The sequence below is a fragment of the Nocardia sputi genome (genome assembly GCF_023501985.1).
In genome coordinates, this window is sequence record NZ_JAMFLC010000005.1 from 387,357 (window position 1) to 401,583 (window position 14,227).

The 14,227-nt window shown below is 66.5% G+C and carries 15 protein-coding genes and 1 rRNA gene; all 16 read left to right on the top strand.

All coding sequences use genetic code 11. The annotated features are described in order from the left end of the window. Nucleotides 1–10 precede the first annotated feature (10 nt). Nucleotides 11–889, top strand: coding sequence for a peptide chain release factor N(5)-glutamine methyltransferase (gene prmC, locus M8859_RS11040; protein WP_249644174.1), 879 nt, complete (start codon nt 11–13; stop codon nt 887–889). A gap of 96 nt (nt 890–985) precedes the next feature. After that, a complete protein-coding gene (locus M8859_RS11045) occupies nt 986–1,657 on the top strand; it encodes an L-threonylcarbamoyladenylate synthase (RefSeq protein WP_159930789.1) in 672 nt (223 codons plus the stop codon). Beyond that, on the top strand, nt 1,654–2,811 hold the full coding sequence (locus M8859_RS11050) for a glycosyltransferase family 4 protein (RefSeq protein WP_043688213.1): 1,158 nt from the start codon (nt 1,654–1,656) through the stop codon (nt 2,809–2,811). Before M8859_RS11045 ends, M8859_RS11050 begins: the two co-directional genes overlap by 4 nt. A gap of 11 nt (nt 2,812–2,822) precedes the next feature. Then, a complete protein-coding gene (locus M8859_RS11055) occupies nt 2,823–3,278 on the top strand; it encodes a Cg1360 family ATP-synthase-associated protein (RefSeq protein ID WP_249644175.1) in 456 nt (151 codons plus the stop codon). Between the two features lie 290 nt (nt 3,279–3,568). Further along, entirely contained in the window at nt 3,569–4,396 is an 828-nt protein-coding gene (gene atpB / locus M8859_RS11060; protein WP_500797162.1) for a F0F1 ATP synthase subunit A, read from the top strand. Nucleotides 4,397–4,474: 78 nt separating this feature from the next. Next, the gene (locus tag M8859_RS11065; protein WP_039796339.1) at nt 4,475–4,723 is read left to right on the top strand and encodes an ATP synthase F0 subunit C; all 249 of its coding nucleotides are present in this window, start codon (nt 4,475–4,477) and stop codon (nt 4,721–4,723) included. 5 nt (nt 4,724–4,728) lie between these two features. Beyond that, entirely contained in the window at nt 4,729–5,289 is a 561-nt protein-coding gene (locus M8859_RS11070) for a F0F1 ATP synthase subunit B (protein WP_159930786.1), read from the top strand. 19 nt (nt 5,290–5,308) lie between these two features. Beyond that, complete coding sequence (locus M8859_RS11075) at nt 5,309–6,118, top strand: F0F1 ATP synthase subunit delta (RefSeq protein ID WP_159930785.1); 810 nt, start codon at nt 5,309–5,311, stop codon at nt 6,116–6,118. A 54-nt stretch (nt 6,119–6,172) separates the two neighbouring features. Next, complete coding sequence (gene atpA / locus M8859_RS11080) at nt 6,173–7,810, top strand: F0F1 ATP synthase subunit alpha (RefSeq protein WP_249644176.1); 1,638 nt, start codon at nt 6,173–6,175, stop codon at nt 7,808–7,810. A gap of 131 nt (nt 7,811–7,941) precedes the next feature. Then, the gene (locus M8859_RS11085) at nt 7,942–8,913 is read left to right on the top strand and encodes a F0F1 ATP synthase subunit gamma (RefSeq protein ID WP_159930783.1); all 972 of its coding nucleotides are present in this window, start codon (nt 7,942–7,944) and stop codon (nt 8,911–8,913) included. 79 nt (nt 8,914–8,992) lie between these two features. Next, the gene (gene atpD, locus M8859_RS11090; protein ID WP_159930782.1) at nt 8,993–10,441 is read left to right on the top strand and encodes a F0F1 ATP synthase subunit beta; all 1,449 of its coding nucleotides are present in this window, start codon (nt 8,993–8,995) and stop codon (nt 10,439–10,441) included. Between the two features lie 6 nt (nt 10,442–10,447). Beyond that, the gene (locus tag M8859_RS11095; RefSeq protein ID WP_249644177.1) at nt 10,448–10,825 is read left to right on the top strand and encodes a F0F1 ATP synthase subunit epsilon; all 378 of its coding nucleotides are present in this window, start codon (nt 10,448–10,450) and stop codon (nt 10,823–10,825) included. A 260-nt stretch (nt 10,826–11,085) separates the two neighbouring features. Beyond that, nucleotides 11,086–11,508, top strand: a complete 423-nt coding sequence (locus M8859_RS11100) for a DUF2550 domain-containing protein (protein ID WP_195071584.1) — start codon at nt 11,086–11,088, stop codon at nt 11,506–11,508. 57 nt (nt 11,509–11,565) lie between these two features. Then, nucleotides 11,566–12,147 (top strand): cob(I)yrinic acid a,c-diamide adenosyltransferase, encoded by a 582-nt coding sequence (locus M8859_RS11105; protein WP_159930780.1) that lies wholly within the window; start codon nt 11,566–11,568, stop codon nt 12,145–12,147. A gap of 217 nt (nt 12,148–12,364) precedes the next feature. Then, nucleotides 12,365–13,624 (top strand): UDP-N-acetylglucosamine 1-carboxyvinyltransferase, encoded by a 1,260-nt coding sequence (murA, locus tag M8859_RS11110; RefSeq protein WP_159930779.1) that lies wholly within the window; start codon nt 12,365–12,367, stop codon nt 13,622–13,624. Nucleotides 13,625–14,127: 503 nt separating this feature from the next. Then, nucleotides 14,128–14,227 (top strand): 16S ribosomal RNA (locus M8859_RS11115); the annotation flags it as partial.

Consider the following 14,227-nt stretch of genomic DNA (forward strand, 5'->3'; position numbering starts at 1 on the left):
AGTCGGTGCCATGTCTACCACCCGAGTCGCGTTGCGCCCCGCCATCAACGATGCCATCGAGACGTTACGGACCGCCGGGGTGCACAGTCCGCAGGCCGACGCCGAGCACTTGGCGGCGCACGTGTTGGGCGTGGAACGGACCAGGCTGGCGCTGACCCCGCTCGTGCCGCCGGACAAGCTGGACGAGTTCCGTGCGTTGGTGGCCCGCCGGGCGCGGCGAATCCCGTTGCAGCACTTGACCGGCACCGCCGTGATGGGTGCGCTGGACCTCGCGGTCGGCCCCGGTGTCTTCGTGCCGCGTCCCGAGACCGAATTGCTGTACGCGTGGGCGCTGGCGCAACTGGAGGCCCTGCCGCACGATCACGCGCCGATCCTCGTCGACCTGTGCACCGGATCGGGAGCGCTCGCGCTGGCCGTCGCGCACGCGCGCCCCGACGCGGACGTGCGCGCCGTCGAACTCGATCCCGCCGCACTGGTGTGGGCCAGGCGCAACGCCGACGACCGCATCGCCGCGGGCGACACCCCGATCACGCTCTACGCCGACGACGCCACCGATCCGGGACTGCTCACCGACCTGGACGGCCGGGTCGACATCGTGGTGTCCAATCCGCCCTACATCCCGGAGGGCGCGCACCTCGACCCCGAGGTGGCCGAGCACGATCCGTCCGTCGCCCTGTTCGGTGGCCCCGACGGGCTGAACGTCATCCGCGGGATGATCCCGAACATCACCAGACTGCTGCGGCCGGGCGGTGCCACCGCCATCGAGCACGACGACACCAACGGCTCCGGCGTAGCCGCTCTCCTCACCGCCACCGGCGTCTTCACCGACGTCGTCGAGCACCCCGACCTGGCAGGCAAACCCCGCTTCGTAGCCGCCATCCACACCTGACCCGCGGGCTGCTCCGCACTGAACGTGTATCCCGCGTCACCCCACTAGTACGGCCTGAATACCCGGAGAGGCGGCACAGATGCCAGGATGGTCGGCGTGAGTACCGTCTACGACTGCGCGGATCCCGACTCGCGCGCCGCCGGACTGTCCGCGGCCACCAGCGCCCTGAAATCCGGACGGCTGGTCGTGCTGCCCACCGACACTCTGTACGGCCTGGCCGCCGACGCGTTCGATTCCACGGCGGTGAGCTCGCTGCTCGCGGCCAAGCGCCGCGGCCGGGACATGCCGGTGCCGGTGCTGGTCGGCTCCTGGCACACGATCGACGGACTGGTGTTCTCGGTGCGTCCCCAGGCGCGCGAGCTGATCCGGGCGTTCTGGCCCGGCGGTCTCAGTCTGGTTGTGCAGCAAGCTCCTTCGCTCGCGTGGGATCTCGGTGACACGCGTGGGACGGTGATGCTGCGTATGCCGCTGCACCCGGTCGCTCTCGAACTGTTGCGTGAGGTGGGCCCGCTGGCGGTGTCCAGCGCGAACGTGTCCGGCCGGCCGCCGGCGACGACCGCGGCCGAGGCACGCGACCAGCTCGGCGAGCTGGTCGGTGTCTACCTGGACGGAGGGCCCGCCGAGCACGCGGTCGCCTCCACGATCGTCGATCTGACCGCCGATCAGCCGCGGGTCCTGCGCGTGGGCGCGGTGTCCGTCGCCGACATCGCCGAGGTGCTCGGGATGTCGCCGGAAGCGCTCAGCGGCGCCGCGCAGCAGCTCGGATGATGGGTTCGAGCGCTGTCGTCCCCCTGCGCGAGCTGCTCGTCGTCCTGCTGATCTCGGCGGTGGTGACGTTCCTGGCCACCGGCGGAGTGCGGGTGCTGGCGATCGGCTTCGGCGCGGTCGCCGTGCCGCGTGACCGCGATGTGCACGTCAAGCCGATTCCGCGCATGGGTGGCGTCGGCATGTACATCGGTGTGGTCGCCGCGGTGCTGTTCGCCCACCAGCTACCCGCGCTGCGCAGTGGGTTCGACTACAAACCCAACATCCCGATCGCCGTGCTGGTGGCGAGCACCGTCATCGTGCTGGTCGGCATCGTCGACGACCGCTGGGGCCTCGACGCGCTGACGAAGTTCGCGGGGCAGGTCACGGCGGCGGGCGTGATGGCGGTCATGGGGTTGGGCTGGTACGTCGTCTACAACCCGTTCAGCAACACCACGGTCGTGCTGGACGGATTGCAGGGCGGCCTGGTCACCGTCGCGGTCACTGTCACGCTGGTCAACGCCATGAACTTCGTCGATGGGCTGGACGGTCTGGCGGCGGGCCTCGGCCTGATCGCGGCGCTGGCGGTCTTCGTGTTCTGCCTGGGCCTGATGAACGAGCAGGGCGGCTCGGTCGACACCTACCCGCCCGCGCTGCTGGCCGCCGCGCTGGCGGGCGGATGCCTGGGATTCCTGCCGCACAATTTCCAGCCCGCCCGCATATTCATGGGTGACTCCGGCTCGATGCTGATCGGATTGATGCTCGCCGCGGTCTCGACCGGCGCTTCGGGCCGAATCCCCCTGCAGGGTTACGGCCCGCGCGACATCGTCGGTCTGCTTTCCCCGTTGTTGCTGGTCGGTGCGGTGATGTTCATTCCGGTGCTCGATTTGTTGCTCGCTATCGTGCGCCGGGTCCGGGCGGGCGTGAGTTTCTCGACGCCGGACAAGATGCACTTGCATCATCGCTTGCTGCAGATCGGCCATTCCCACCGCCGCGTCGTGCTGTTGATCTATTTGTGGGTCGGTGTGCTCGCGTTCGGCGCGGTCGGCACCTCGCTGATGGATCGCACGCTCGTGGTGTTGCTGATGGCGGGCGGGTTGGTTTTCGCGTTGGTGATCACCGCGATTCCGGGGCTGCGGCGTGGGGACCCGGCGGGGGACGGATCGGCGTCCGGGTAAAGTCGGCGGCTGTGAGTTTCACACCCGAACCCGTCCCCGGCCCCGATGCGCCGCTGCGGTCCGCGCTGCGCTACGGACTGATCGGCCTGGGGGTGCTGGTGGTCCTGGCCGTCGCGCTCGGCGCGGCCGTCGCGGGCATTCCCGGAGTGTGGGGTGCGCTGCTGGGCGCCGCGATCGGCGGCGGCTTCATCCTCACCACCGCGGCCGTCGTGCTGTTCGGCGCGAAACTGCCGCCCAGCACGGCCGGACTGATCATGCTGGTCAGCTGGGTGGGCAAGGTGCTGGTGGCGTTGATCGTCGTCGCGATCCTGCAGCGGTTCGACTTCTACGACCGGGTCGTCCTGTTCCTCACGGTCGTCGGAGCCCTGGTCATCGTGCTCGGCGCGGAGACGTACGGGGTTGTGCGGCAGAAGGTTCCGTACGTGACGACGACCGACGCCCAGAGCGCTCCAGATACTCGGGAGTAACGAAAACACCCACCCCCTACACGCTGTCGTAGATGACTTGGTAAAGTGTTGGTAAGCAAGCGACCAAGTCGAGGATCGATGAGGGGTCACCGCCGAGATCCACCGCCTGGGCCGCTATGCTTACTGCCGTGCCGGGCTCCCAGGGGTTGTTCCGGTTCTGCATGTCGACGAATGTCGCCGACACACGTACAGACGCCTGGTGGAAATGAAACCACCGCCCAGCTGCTGACGAACTTCGAGCCGACCTGAGTCGACCAAATTGATCGTCAATGTCCGATCGAACCGCGGGAATGACCGTACCCGCGGCCCGAACACGGGAGAGAACGCTGAGCGTCACCACTCTGGCGGCCGAGTTCCACGCGCCGTCGCTTACCGACTTCTTCCCTCCAGCTGTGCTGTTCGAGGGAACACCGTTCGAACTCGATCGATTGATGCTGATCCGCATTCTGATGTCGTTCGTTCTGGTCGGCGTGATGCTGCTGGCCTTCCGCTCGCCGAGGATCGTGCCGCGCGGCCTGCAGAATGTCGCCGAAATCGGTTTGGTCTTCGTCAAGGAGCAGATCTGCGAAGAGGTCCTCGGCAAGGAAACCGGGCGCAAGTACTTCCCGTTGATCGCGACGATCTTCTTCACGGTCCTCTTCCTGAACTTCTCCGGCGTCGTCCCGGGGTTGAACATCTCGTCGAACGCCCGAATCGGCATGCCGCTGGTGCTGGCCGTCGTCGCGTACCTGGCGTTCAACTACGTCGGTATCAAGAAGTACGGCTTCCTGACCTACATGCGCAGCAGCATCGTCGTTCCGAATGTTCCCCCCGCGCTGCACGTGCTGCTGATTCCGATCGAGTTCGTCTCGACCTTCATCCTGCGACCGTTCACGCTGACCGTCCGACTCATGGCGAACATGCTGGCCGGCCACATCATGCTGGTGCTGTTCTTCAGCGCGACCTGGTTCTTCCTGTTCGACGCCGCCGCGTGGATGAAGGTGTTCTCGCCGTTCTCGCTGATCGCGGGACTCGGATTCACGCTCTTCGAACTGTTGGTCATCTTCCTGCAGGCTTACGTGTTTGCGCTGCTGACCGCCGTATACATCGGACTCGCACAGCACGCGGCCGATCACTGACCTGACCGACACTAATACCGGAAACCTGCTGCACCACGCCGACCGGCGGGTGAGCAACAGAAAGGGAATGGAAGACTCATGAGCCTCGCTTACCTGGCCCAGGAAGCCGCGACGAACGAGAGCACCTTCAAGGGCCTGGGCGCCGTCGGCTACGGTCTCGCCGCCATCGGCCCCGGCATCGGCGTCGGCATCGTCGTCGGCAAGGCCATCGAGGGCATCGCGCGCCAGCCTGAGCTGCAGGGCACCATCCGTACCAACATGTTCCTCGGTATCGCGTTCACCGAAGCCCTGGCCCTCATCGGTCTCGTCGCCGGCTTCATTTTCTGATTCCGATGTACGAGTCAGTTTTGCTCGCCGCGGCGGAGGGAGAGGAAGTGAATCCTCTCGTCCCCGAAACGTACGACATCGTCTGGTCGATCGTCTGCGTCGTCATCATCGGAATCCTGTTCTACAAGTACGTGGTTCCGCGCCTGATGAAGACACTCGACGAGCGTTCCGAGAAGATCGAAGGCGGCATCGCACGCGCCGAAGCCGCGCAGGAAGAAGCTCAGCTCACCCTGCAGCAGTACCAGCAGCAACTGGCCGACGCCCGGCTCGAGGCCGCTCGCATCCGTGAGGACGCGCGCACCCAGGGCCAGGAGATCCTCGCGCAGATGCGCTCGGAGGCCCAGGCCGAAGCCGACCGCATCATCGCGGCGGGCCACACCCAGCTGGAAGCCCAGCGCCAGCAGATCCTGACCGAGCTGCGCTCGGAAGTCGGCCGCACGGCCGTCGATCTGGCCGAGAAGATCATCGGACAGTCGGTTTCGGACGAGGCCAAGCAGGCCTCCTCGATCGACCGGTTCCTCGATGAGCTCGACCAGACGGACGCAGGCATCGGGGTCGGAAGGTAACGACGCGAAAGTGAGAAGCATGTACGCAGCGAGCCGCGAGGCCAGTGCCCGGTCTCGGGAGGCGCTTCGGGCCGCTCTGACCGGAAGCGACAGTGCCGCGGCCACGACGGGGTCGGAACTGTTCGCCGTTGTCGCCGTGCTGGACGACCAGCGTTCGCTGCGTGTGGCGCTCGCGGACGTGTCGGTGCCGGGTTCCGCGCGCGCGGAACTCTGCGAGCGGGTCTTCAGCGGCAAGGTCAGCGCTGCCACGCTGGCAGTGCTGACCACCGCCGTGGCCCAGAACTGGTCGCGCACCTCCGACCTGGTGGCCACTCTGGTGCTGCTCGGCCAGGAGGCGTTGCTGGAGTCGGCGGCCCAGCGTGGCCGGCTCGAAGCGGTCGAGGACGAGCTGTTCCGGCTCGGCCGGATCATCAGCGACAACTCGGCGTTGGATCAGGCGCTGTCGGATCGGTCGCAGCAGGCTTCGGCCAAGCGCGAGCTGCTCAACGGGCTGCTCGCGGGCAAGACGGAGGCCATCACCCTGACCCTGGCGGAGCAGGTGGTGACCAGGCAGCGGACGAGTATCGGCGCCGCCTTCGACGAACTGGCCGACCTCGCGGCGGCTCGCCGCGATCAGATCGTCGCGCATGTGCGCGCCGCCATCGGGCTCACCGAACAGCAGCGTGACCGGCTGGCCGCCTCCCTGCGGCGCATCTACGGCAAGGCGACCACGGTGCACATCGAGGTCGACCCGAGTTTGCTGAGCGGAGTCGTGGTGCGCGTCGGTGACGACGTGATCGACGGCAGCGCCATCGGCCGACTGGAGAAGCTGCGCCGGGCACTCGCCTAGCGCGCTTCCACCACCCCCGACATTCCAGACCCAGACAGCGAGAGCAGGAAGAACATGGCGGAGCTGACGATCTCCTCCGACGAGATCCGTAGCGCGATCGAGAGCTACACCCGGAGCTACACCCCCGAGACCTCCATCGAAGAAGTCGGTGTGGTCACCGACACCAGTGACGGCATCGCGCACGTCAGCGGCCTGCCTTCGGCGATGGCCAACGAGCTGCTCGAGTTCCCGGGCGGCGTGCTCGGCGTCGCGCTGAACCTCGAGGACCGTGAGATCGGTGCGGTCATCCTCGGCGAGTTCGCCGAGATCGAGGAGGGCCAGGAGGTCCGCCGGACCGGTGACGTGCTCTCGGTTCCGGTCGGCGACAACTTCCTCGGTCGCGTGGTGAACCCGCTCGGCCAGCCGATCGACGGTCTCGGCGAGATCGAGTCCGAGGAACAACGCGTGCTCGAGCTGCAGGCCGCGACCGTGCTGGAGCGCCAGCCGGTCGAGGAGCCGCTGGCCACCGGCATCACCGCGATCGACGCGCTGACCGCCATCGGCCGCGGCCAGCGTCAGCTGATCATCGGCGACCGCAAGACCGGTAAGACCGCGGTCTGCATCGACGCGATCCTGAACCAGAAGGCCAACTGGGAGTCCGGCGACCCCAAGAAGCAGGTGCGCTGCATCTACGTCGCCATCGGCCAGAAGGGCTCCACCATCGCGGGCGTGAAGGCCGCGCTGGAGCAGCACGGCGCGCTGGAGTACACCACCATCGTCGCCGCCCCGGCCTCCGACTCCGCCGGCTTCAAGTGGCTGGCCCCCTACACCGGTTCGGCCATCGGCCAGCACTGGATGTACCAGGGCAAGCACGTGCTCATCGTGTTCGACGACCTGACCAAGCAGGCCGAGGCCTACCGCGCCATCTCGCTGCTGCTGCGTCGCCCGCCGGGCCGCGAGGCCTACCCGGGTGACGTCTTCTACCTGCACTCCCGGCTGCTGGAGCGTTGCGCGAAGCTGTCCGACGAGCTGGGTGCGGGATCGATGACCGGTCTGCCGATCATCGAGACCAAGGCCAACGACATCTCGGCGTTCATCCCCACCAACGTCATCTCTATCACCGACGGTCAGGTCTTCCTCGAGTCCGACCTGTTCAACAAGGGCGTCCGCCCGGCGATCAACGTCGGTACCTCGGTCTCCCGCGTCGGTGGCGCCGCCCAGACCAAGGGCATGAAGAAGGTGGCGGGCTCGCTGCGCCTGGAGCTGGCGCAGTACCGCGAGCTGGAGGCGTTCTCCGCGTTCGCCTCCGACCTCGACGCGGCCTCGCTGGCTCAGCTCGAGCGCGGCGCCCGCTGGGTCGAGCTGCTCAAGCAGGACCAGTACTCGCCGGTGCCGGTGGAGGACCAGATCATCTCGATCTACCTGGTCGACCGTGGCCACTACGACGCGATCCCGGTCGGCGACATCCGCCGCTTCAACGCCGAACTGCTCGAGGAGCTGCACCGCAGCGCCGCCGACGCGTTCAAGGCGATCGAGGGCGGCAAGGTGCTCGACGGCGAGGCTGCCGAGCAGATCGAGGCGGCCACCAAGAAGTTCCTTGGGACCTTCCTCACCTCCGACGGCACTCCCGTGGTGAACGAGGCCGACGCGGGCCAGCTCGACCACGAAGAGGTCGAGTCGCTGTCGGTCACCCGCAAGCACGTCGAGAAGTAACGCGAGCTCGCAATGCGCTATTCGATCCGCGGCAGGAGCGAGGGGCACGAAGGAGGACGCGTACGCGACCACCTGGTGCCCCGCGAATGCCGCCAATCCAACGCAGGGAATGAAGGGAGTGTGAACCGCTGATGGCAAGTTTGCGTGAATTGCGCTCCCGCATTCGTGGTGTGAATTCGATCAAGAAGATCACCAAGGCCCAAGAGCTGATCGCGACCTCGCGAATCTCCAAGGCGCAAGCCAGGGTCGCGGCGGCGAAGCCGTACGCGGAGGAGATCACCAAGGTCCTCAGCGAGCTGGCGAGCGCGTCGAAGAACCTCTCGCACCCGCTGCTGACCGAGCGCCCCAACCCGCGTCGGGCCGCCGTGCTGGTCATCACCAGCGACAGCGGCATGTGCGGTGGCTACAACTCGAACGTGCTCAAGCGCGCCGAAGAGCTGATGACCACCCTGCGCGACGAAGGCAAGGAGCCGGTGCTCTACGTCATGGGCAACAAAGGCCTGACGTACTACGCCTTCCGCGACCGCCCGTACGTGTCGGCGTGGACCGGGTTCTCGCAGCAGCCGAAGTACACCGATGCCTCGGCCGCCTGCAACCACTTGGTGGACGCCTTCATGGTCGGCTCCGACGGGGCGGTTCCCGCTCCGAACGGGACGGGTGACATCGCAGGTGTCGATGAGCTGCACGTCGTTTACACGCGCTTCGTGTCGATGCTGACGCAGACCCCGGAGGTGCGCCGGCTGGCGCCCATCCAGGTGAGCTACGTCGACGAGAACTTCGACCTGGGTGAGGACATGGTGTCGGATTCGCCGACCGCCGACGTCCACGCCCAGTACGAATTCGAGCCCGACGCCGATGTGCTGCTGGCGGCGCTGCTGCCGAAGTACGTCAATACGCGTATCTACGCGTCGTTGCTCGAGGCAGCGGCATCCGAGTCCGCGGCTCGGCGCACCGCAATGAAGGCCGCCACCGACAACGCCAACGAACTCGCGAGCGTGCTACAGCGCGAGGCGAACTCGGTGCGTCAGGCCCAGATCACGCAGGAAATCAGCGAAATCGTCGGCGGCGTGAACGCGCTGGCGTCGAGCTCGGACCGCGACTGAGCGCCATACGCGGCCTGAGCGACGGGCACGTAGTAAGGCCCCCGAAGGCCGCACATCGACACGGAGAGAACCAACACCAATGACCGCAGCTGTCACTCAAGACAACACGAGCCGGACCGGCGGCGCCGCAGGCCGCGTCGTCCGGGTCATCGGCCCCGTCGTGGACGTGGAGTTCCCGCGCGGAGCCATTCCCGAGCTGTTCAACGCTCTGCACGCCGAGATCGCCCTGACCTCGGTGGCCAAGACCCTGACCCTCGAGGTCGCCCAGCACCTCGGCGACGGCATCGTGCGCACCATCTCGATGCAGCCGACCGACGGTCTGGTCCGCGGCGCCACCGTCACCGACACCGGCAAGCCGATCTCGGTGCCGGTCGGTGACGTGGTCAAGGGCCACGTCTTCAACGCGCTGGGCGACTGCCTGGACACCCCCGGCCTCGGCCGCGACGGCGAGCAGTGGGGCATCCACCGCAAGCCGCCGTCGTTCGACCAGCTCGAGGGCAAGACCGAGCTGCTCGAGACGGGCATCAAGGTCATCGACCTGCTCACCCCGTACGTGAAGGGCGGCAAGATCGGTCTGTTCGGTGGCGCCGGTGTCGGCAAGACCGTTCTGATCCAGGAGATGATCACCCGTATCGCACGGGAGTTCTCCGGTACCTCCGTGTTCGCCGGCGTCGGCGAGCGCACCCGTGAGGGCACCGACCTGCACCTGGAGATGGAGGAGATGGGCGTCCTCCAGGACACCGCCCTCGTCTTCGGTCAGATGGACGAGCCGCCGGGCACCCGTATGCGCGTCGCCCTCTCGGCCCTCACCATGGCCGAGTACTTCCGCGACGTGCAGCACCAGGACGTGCTGCTGTTCATCGACAACATCTTCCGGTTCACCCAGGCCGGTTCCGAGGTGTCGACCCTGCTCGGCCGCATGCCCTCCGCCGTCGGTTACCAGCCCACGCTGGCCGACGAGATGGGTGAGCTGCAAGAGCGCATCACCTCGACCCGTGGTCGGTCCATCACCTCGCTGCAGGCCATCTACGTGCCCGCCGACGACTACACCGACCCGGCGCCGGCGACCACCTTCGCCCACCTGGACGCGACGACCGAGCTCTCCCGCCCGATCTCGCAGAAGGGCATCTACCCGGCCGTCGACCCGCTGACCTCGACCTCCCGCATCCTGGAGGCCTCGATCGTCGGCGACCGGCACTTCCGGGTGGCCAACGAGGTCAAGCGGATCCTGCAGAAGTACAAGGAACTGCAGGACATCATCGCCATCCTCGGTATGGACGAGCTGTCGGAAGAGGACAAGGTCCTCGTCGGTCGTGCCCGTCGTCTGGAGAAGTTCCTCGGCCAGAACTTCATCGTGGCCGAGAAGTTCACCGGTCAGCCGGGTTCGGTCGTGCCGCTGGAGCAGACCATCGATGACTTCGATCGGGTCTGCAAGGGCGAGTTCGACAGCTACCCGGAGCAGGCCTTCAACAGCTGCGGTGGTCTCGACGATGTCGAGAAGGCCGCGAAGAAGATCCTCGGAAAGTAGTCACCGATGGCGGAAATGTCAGTGGATCTCGTCGCGGTCGAGCGACTGCTCTGGTCCGGCCAGGCGTCGTTCGTCAGCGCGCAGACCACCGAGGGCCAGATCGGCATCATGGCCGGGCACGAGCCGTTGCTCGGCCAGCTGGTCGAGGGCGGCACCGTGACGATCGTGGACACCGACGGTCGGCGCATCGTCGCCGCGGTCCACGGGGGCTTCTTCTCGGTGACCGCGAACTCGGTTCGGGTACTCGCCGAGTCGGCGGAATTCGCCGACGAGGTGGACCTCGAGGCGGCCCGCCGGGTACTGGCCGACTCGGAGGCCAGCGACGAGCAGCAGAAGGCCGCTCAGGCCCGGGTGCGCGCGGTCGAACAGAACGCGAACGTGTAAGCGAACAACCTGTCATCGAGAGCAATCGCTGTCGGCGGTGAAGGGTTCCTTCACCGCCGACAGCGTCTTTCAGGCGAGTCGGACACGGCCGGGCCATTTGTAAACTCGCGGCCGTGGTTGAATGGCCGCACGCGGTGTGAGCATCAGGGTCGGAGGCGGAAGCCTGCGCACCAACGAAGAGCCTGTGATCACCGCCAATCGAATGCCGTGTCGAAGACATGGTGGCGCGAGCGAAGGGACGAACGGCATTGCACACCGGGATGGTTCTGCTGATCATTCTGGTGCTCACGCTCGTGTTCCTCGCGCTCGCCTCGACTTACCGCCTGATCATGTTGCGCCGCGGCGGAACCGCCGCGATTCTGCGCGTCCTCCCCGCTCGTGGGGGGCAAGGGTGGCGGCACGGACTGATCCGTTACGACGAGGATCGTCTCGTCTTCTTCAAACTCACCAGCCTGAAACTCGGCCCGGATTCCACCATCGGGCGTCAGGGTATCGAGATCGGTGACCGCCGCGGCCCGCGCGGCGACGAATTCGACATCATGACCGACGACATCGCTGTGATCGCGGTAGCGGACCGCGCGGGCGATTTCGAGCTGGCGCTGGATCGCGACTCCCTGACCGCCTTCCTCTCCTGGGTGGAGTCCCGCCCGTCCGACCGCACCCGGCGGATGCCGGGCCTGTAACACCCGCGCTCGGCCGCTTGGCGGACTGCTTCCCGCCGCGCCCGTTAGGGTGGTGCTGTGAGCGTGCATCTGACGCGGATCTACACCCGGACCGGCGATGACGGGACCACGGGATTGAGCGACTTCTCCCGGGTCGCGAAGACCGACCCCCGGTTGGTCGCCTACGCCGACTGCGATGAGACCAACGCCGCGATCGGTGTGGCGATCGCCCTCGGCGGAGCGGAAGGAACAATGCTCGCGGTGCTGCGCCGGGTACAGAACGACCTGTTCGATGCCGGGGCAGACCTCTCCACACCCGTGGTCGCGGAGCCGAAGTACCCGCCGTTGCGAGTCACCCAGCCCTACATCGACCGGCTCGAAGCATGGTGCGACGAGTTCAACGCCGAACTGCCCGCGCTGAATTCGTTCATCCTGCCCGGCGGTACTCCGCTCGCGGCCCTGCTGCACACCGCCCGTACGGTCGCCCGGCGTGCGGAGCGCTCGGCGTGGGCCGCGATCGAGGCCCATCCGGAGGACACGAACATCCTGCCGGCCAAGTACCTCAATCGCCTGTCCGACCTGCTGTTCATCCTGAGTCGGGTGGCCAATCCCGGCGGCGATATCCTGTGGAAACCCGGCGGAGAACGGCCGAGCGACTGATCGCGTGGCACCGGAGGCGACTAGCCGAGCGATCACCGGGTATGGCCAGCAAGGCAACGGGGCCTCCACCCCGTCGGCCGCAGAACGCCCATCCCGCGGCACTCGCTCGAACAGCGAAAACGTTCGGAGGCGAGGGGAGTCGTGGAGAGGCGGCACCGTAGTGCGCCGCCCCAACTATCCTTGCACCAACAGTGCGCCGAATACGCGGAGAGGCGGCATGGAACGGTTTTTGGTTACCGGCGGAAACAGACTCGTCGGTGAGGTCACGGTGGGGGGCGCCAAGAACAGCGTCCTCAAACTGATGGCCGCTGCGTTGCTGGCCGAGGGCACGACCACGATCACGAACTGCCCGGACATCCTCGACGTGCCACTGATGGGTGATGTGCTGCGCGGTCTCGGCTGCGACGTGTCCATCGACGGCGGGGTGGTCACCATCACGACGCCTGCCGAACCGAAGTATCACGCGGACTTCCCCGCGGTGACCCAGTTCCGCGCGTCGGTGTGTGTACTGGGTCCGTTGATGGCGCGGTGCAAGCGCGCCGTCGTCGCGCTGCCCGGCGGTGACGCGATCGGCTCCCGTCCGCTCGACATGCACCAGGCCGGTCTGCGCTTGCTCGGCGCGACCAGCGAGATCGAGCACGGTTGCGTGGTGGCCAAGGCGGACGAACTGCAAGGCGCCCGGATCCGCCTCGACTTCCCTTCGGTCGGCGCGACCGAGAACATCCTCATGGCCGCGGTGCTCGCCGAAGGGGAGACGGTGATCGACAACGCCGCGCGCGAACCCGACATCGTCGACCTGTGCAACATGCTCGTCCGGATGGGCGCGCGAATCAGCGGCGCGGGCACCTCGGTGCTCACCATCGAGGGGGTCGAGCGCCTGTCGCCGACCACCCATCGCGTCATCGGGGACCGCATCGTGGCCGCGACGTGGGGGATCGCCGCCGCGATGACCCTCGGGGACATCCGCGTCACCGGCGTGAACCCCAAGCATCTGTCGCTGGTACTGGACAAGCTGCGGTCCGCGGGGGCGCGCATCTCGTTCGAGCAGGACGGCTTCCGCGTGATCCAGGCCGAGCGTCCGCGTGCGGTGAACTTCTCGACGCTGCCGTTCCCCGGTTTCCCGACCGACTTGCAGCCGATGGCCATCGGGCTCGCGTCCATCGCGGACGGAACCTCGATGATCACCGAGAACATCTTCGAGGCCCGCTTCCGCTTCGTGGAAGAAATGATCCGGCTCGGCGCCGACGCGCGTACCGACGGGCACCATGCGGTGGTGCGCGGGATTCCGCGGTTGTCGAGCGCTCCGGTGTGGTCGTCGGATATTCGGGCCGGCGCGGGTTTGGTCCTCGCGGGACTGGTCGCCGACGGGACCACCGAAGTGCACGACGTCTTCCACATCGATCGCGGGTATCCGAACTTCGTCGAGCAGCTGCAGGCGTTGGGCGGCGACGTAGTGCGGGTCGGCGCCGGGGATTGAGCGCCGATTCGATCTTCGTCGCCGGCACGTTACGCAACGGTTTCACGAAAATGCGTACTGACCAGGCGATTTGACATCGTTCACGCAGACACGTAACTTATTCCAAGTCAGAGCGACACGGACACCGACCCGGGGCCCAGGAGCTGAGCGGAAACGCTGAGCGAGAGGCCAGGGAAACGAGGTAGTACGAGGAGCGCCTGACGATCACACTGGCTTGAACGCGACCCCGGTTTGCGACTGGGTTCACGGCTGAGCTAAGCTGGAAAAGTTGCTTCACCGATCAATCGGTTCACACCGGGCGATGGTGTGTGCGTGTGTTCTTTGAGAACTCAATAGTGTGTCGATGAATGTCAGTGCCAAATATTTTTTGGTTCCGGCTCTTGCACTCCCCGTGTGGAGGGTCGGGCATTTTTTGTCAGCTTTTGCTGGCGATTGTTTTGCTAGGTTTTCGGACTCTAGTTTTTGATCTGATTGCACCCTTTCGGGGGTGTGGTTGTGAGTCTTCAACGGAGAGTTTGATCCTGGCTCAGGACGAACGCTGGCGGCGTGCTTAACACATGCAAGTCGAGCGGTAAGGCCCTTCGGGGTACACGAGCGGCGAAC

Bases quoted from the DNA above. Each gene is read 5' to 3' on its own strand.
- prmC (WP_249644174.1), top strand. From the start codon at position 11: ATGTCTACCACCCGAGTCGCGTTGCGCCCCGCCATCAACGATGCCATC.
- M8859_RS11050 (WP_043688213.1), top strand. From the start codon at position 1,654: ATGATGGGTTCGAGCGCTGTCGTCCCCCTGCGCGAGCTGCTCGTCGTC.
- atpB (WP_500797162.1), top strand. From the start codon at position 3,569: ATGACCGTACCCGCGGCCCGAACACGGGAGAGAACGCTGAGCGTCACC.
- M8859_RS11065 (WP_039796339.1), top strand. From the start codon at position 4,475: ATGAGCCTCGCTTACCTGGCCCAGGAAGCCGCGACGAACGAGAGCACC.
- M8859_RS11070 (WP_159930786.1), top strand. From the start codon at position 4,729: ATGTACGAGTCAGTTTTGCTCGCCGCGGCGGAGGGAGAGGAAGTGAAT.
- M8859_RS11075 (WP_159930785.1), top strand. From the start codon at position 5,309: ATGTACGCAGCGAGCCGCGAGGCCAGTGCCCGGTCTCGGGAGGCGCTT.
- atpA (WP_249644176.1), top strand. From the start codon at position 6,173: ATGGCGGAGCTGACGATCTCCTCCGACGAGATCCGTAGCGCGATCGAG.
- M8859_RS11085 (WP_159930783.1), top strand. From the start codon at position 7,942: ATGGCAAGTTTGCGTGAATTGCGCTCCCGCATTCGTGGTGTGAATTCG.
- atpD (WP_159930782.1), top strand. From the start codon at position 8,993: ATGACCGCAGCTGTCACTCAAGACAACACGAGCCGGACCGGCGGCGCC.
- M8859_RS11095 (WP_249644177.1), top strand. From the start codon at position 10,448: ATGGCGGAAATGTCAGTGGATCTCGTCGCGGTCGAGCGACTGCTCTGG.
- M8859_RS11100 (WP_195071584.1), top strand. From the start codon at position 11,086: ATGGTTCTGCTGATCATTCTGGTGCTCACGCTCGTGTTCCTCGCGCTC.
- murA (WP_159930779.1), top strand. From the start codon at position 12,365: ATGGAACGGTTTTTGGTTACCGGCGGAAACAGACTCGTCGGTGAGGTC.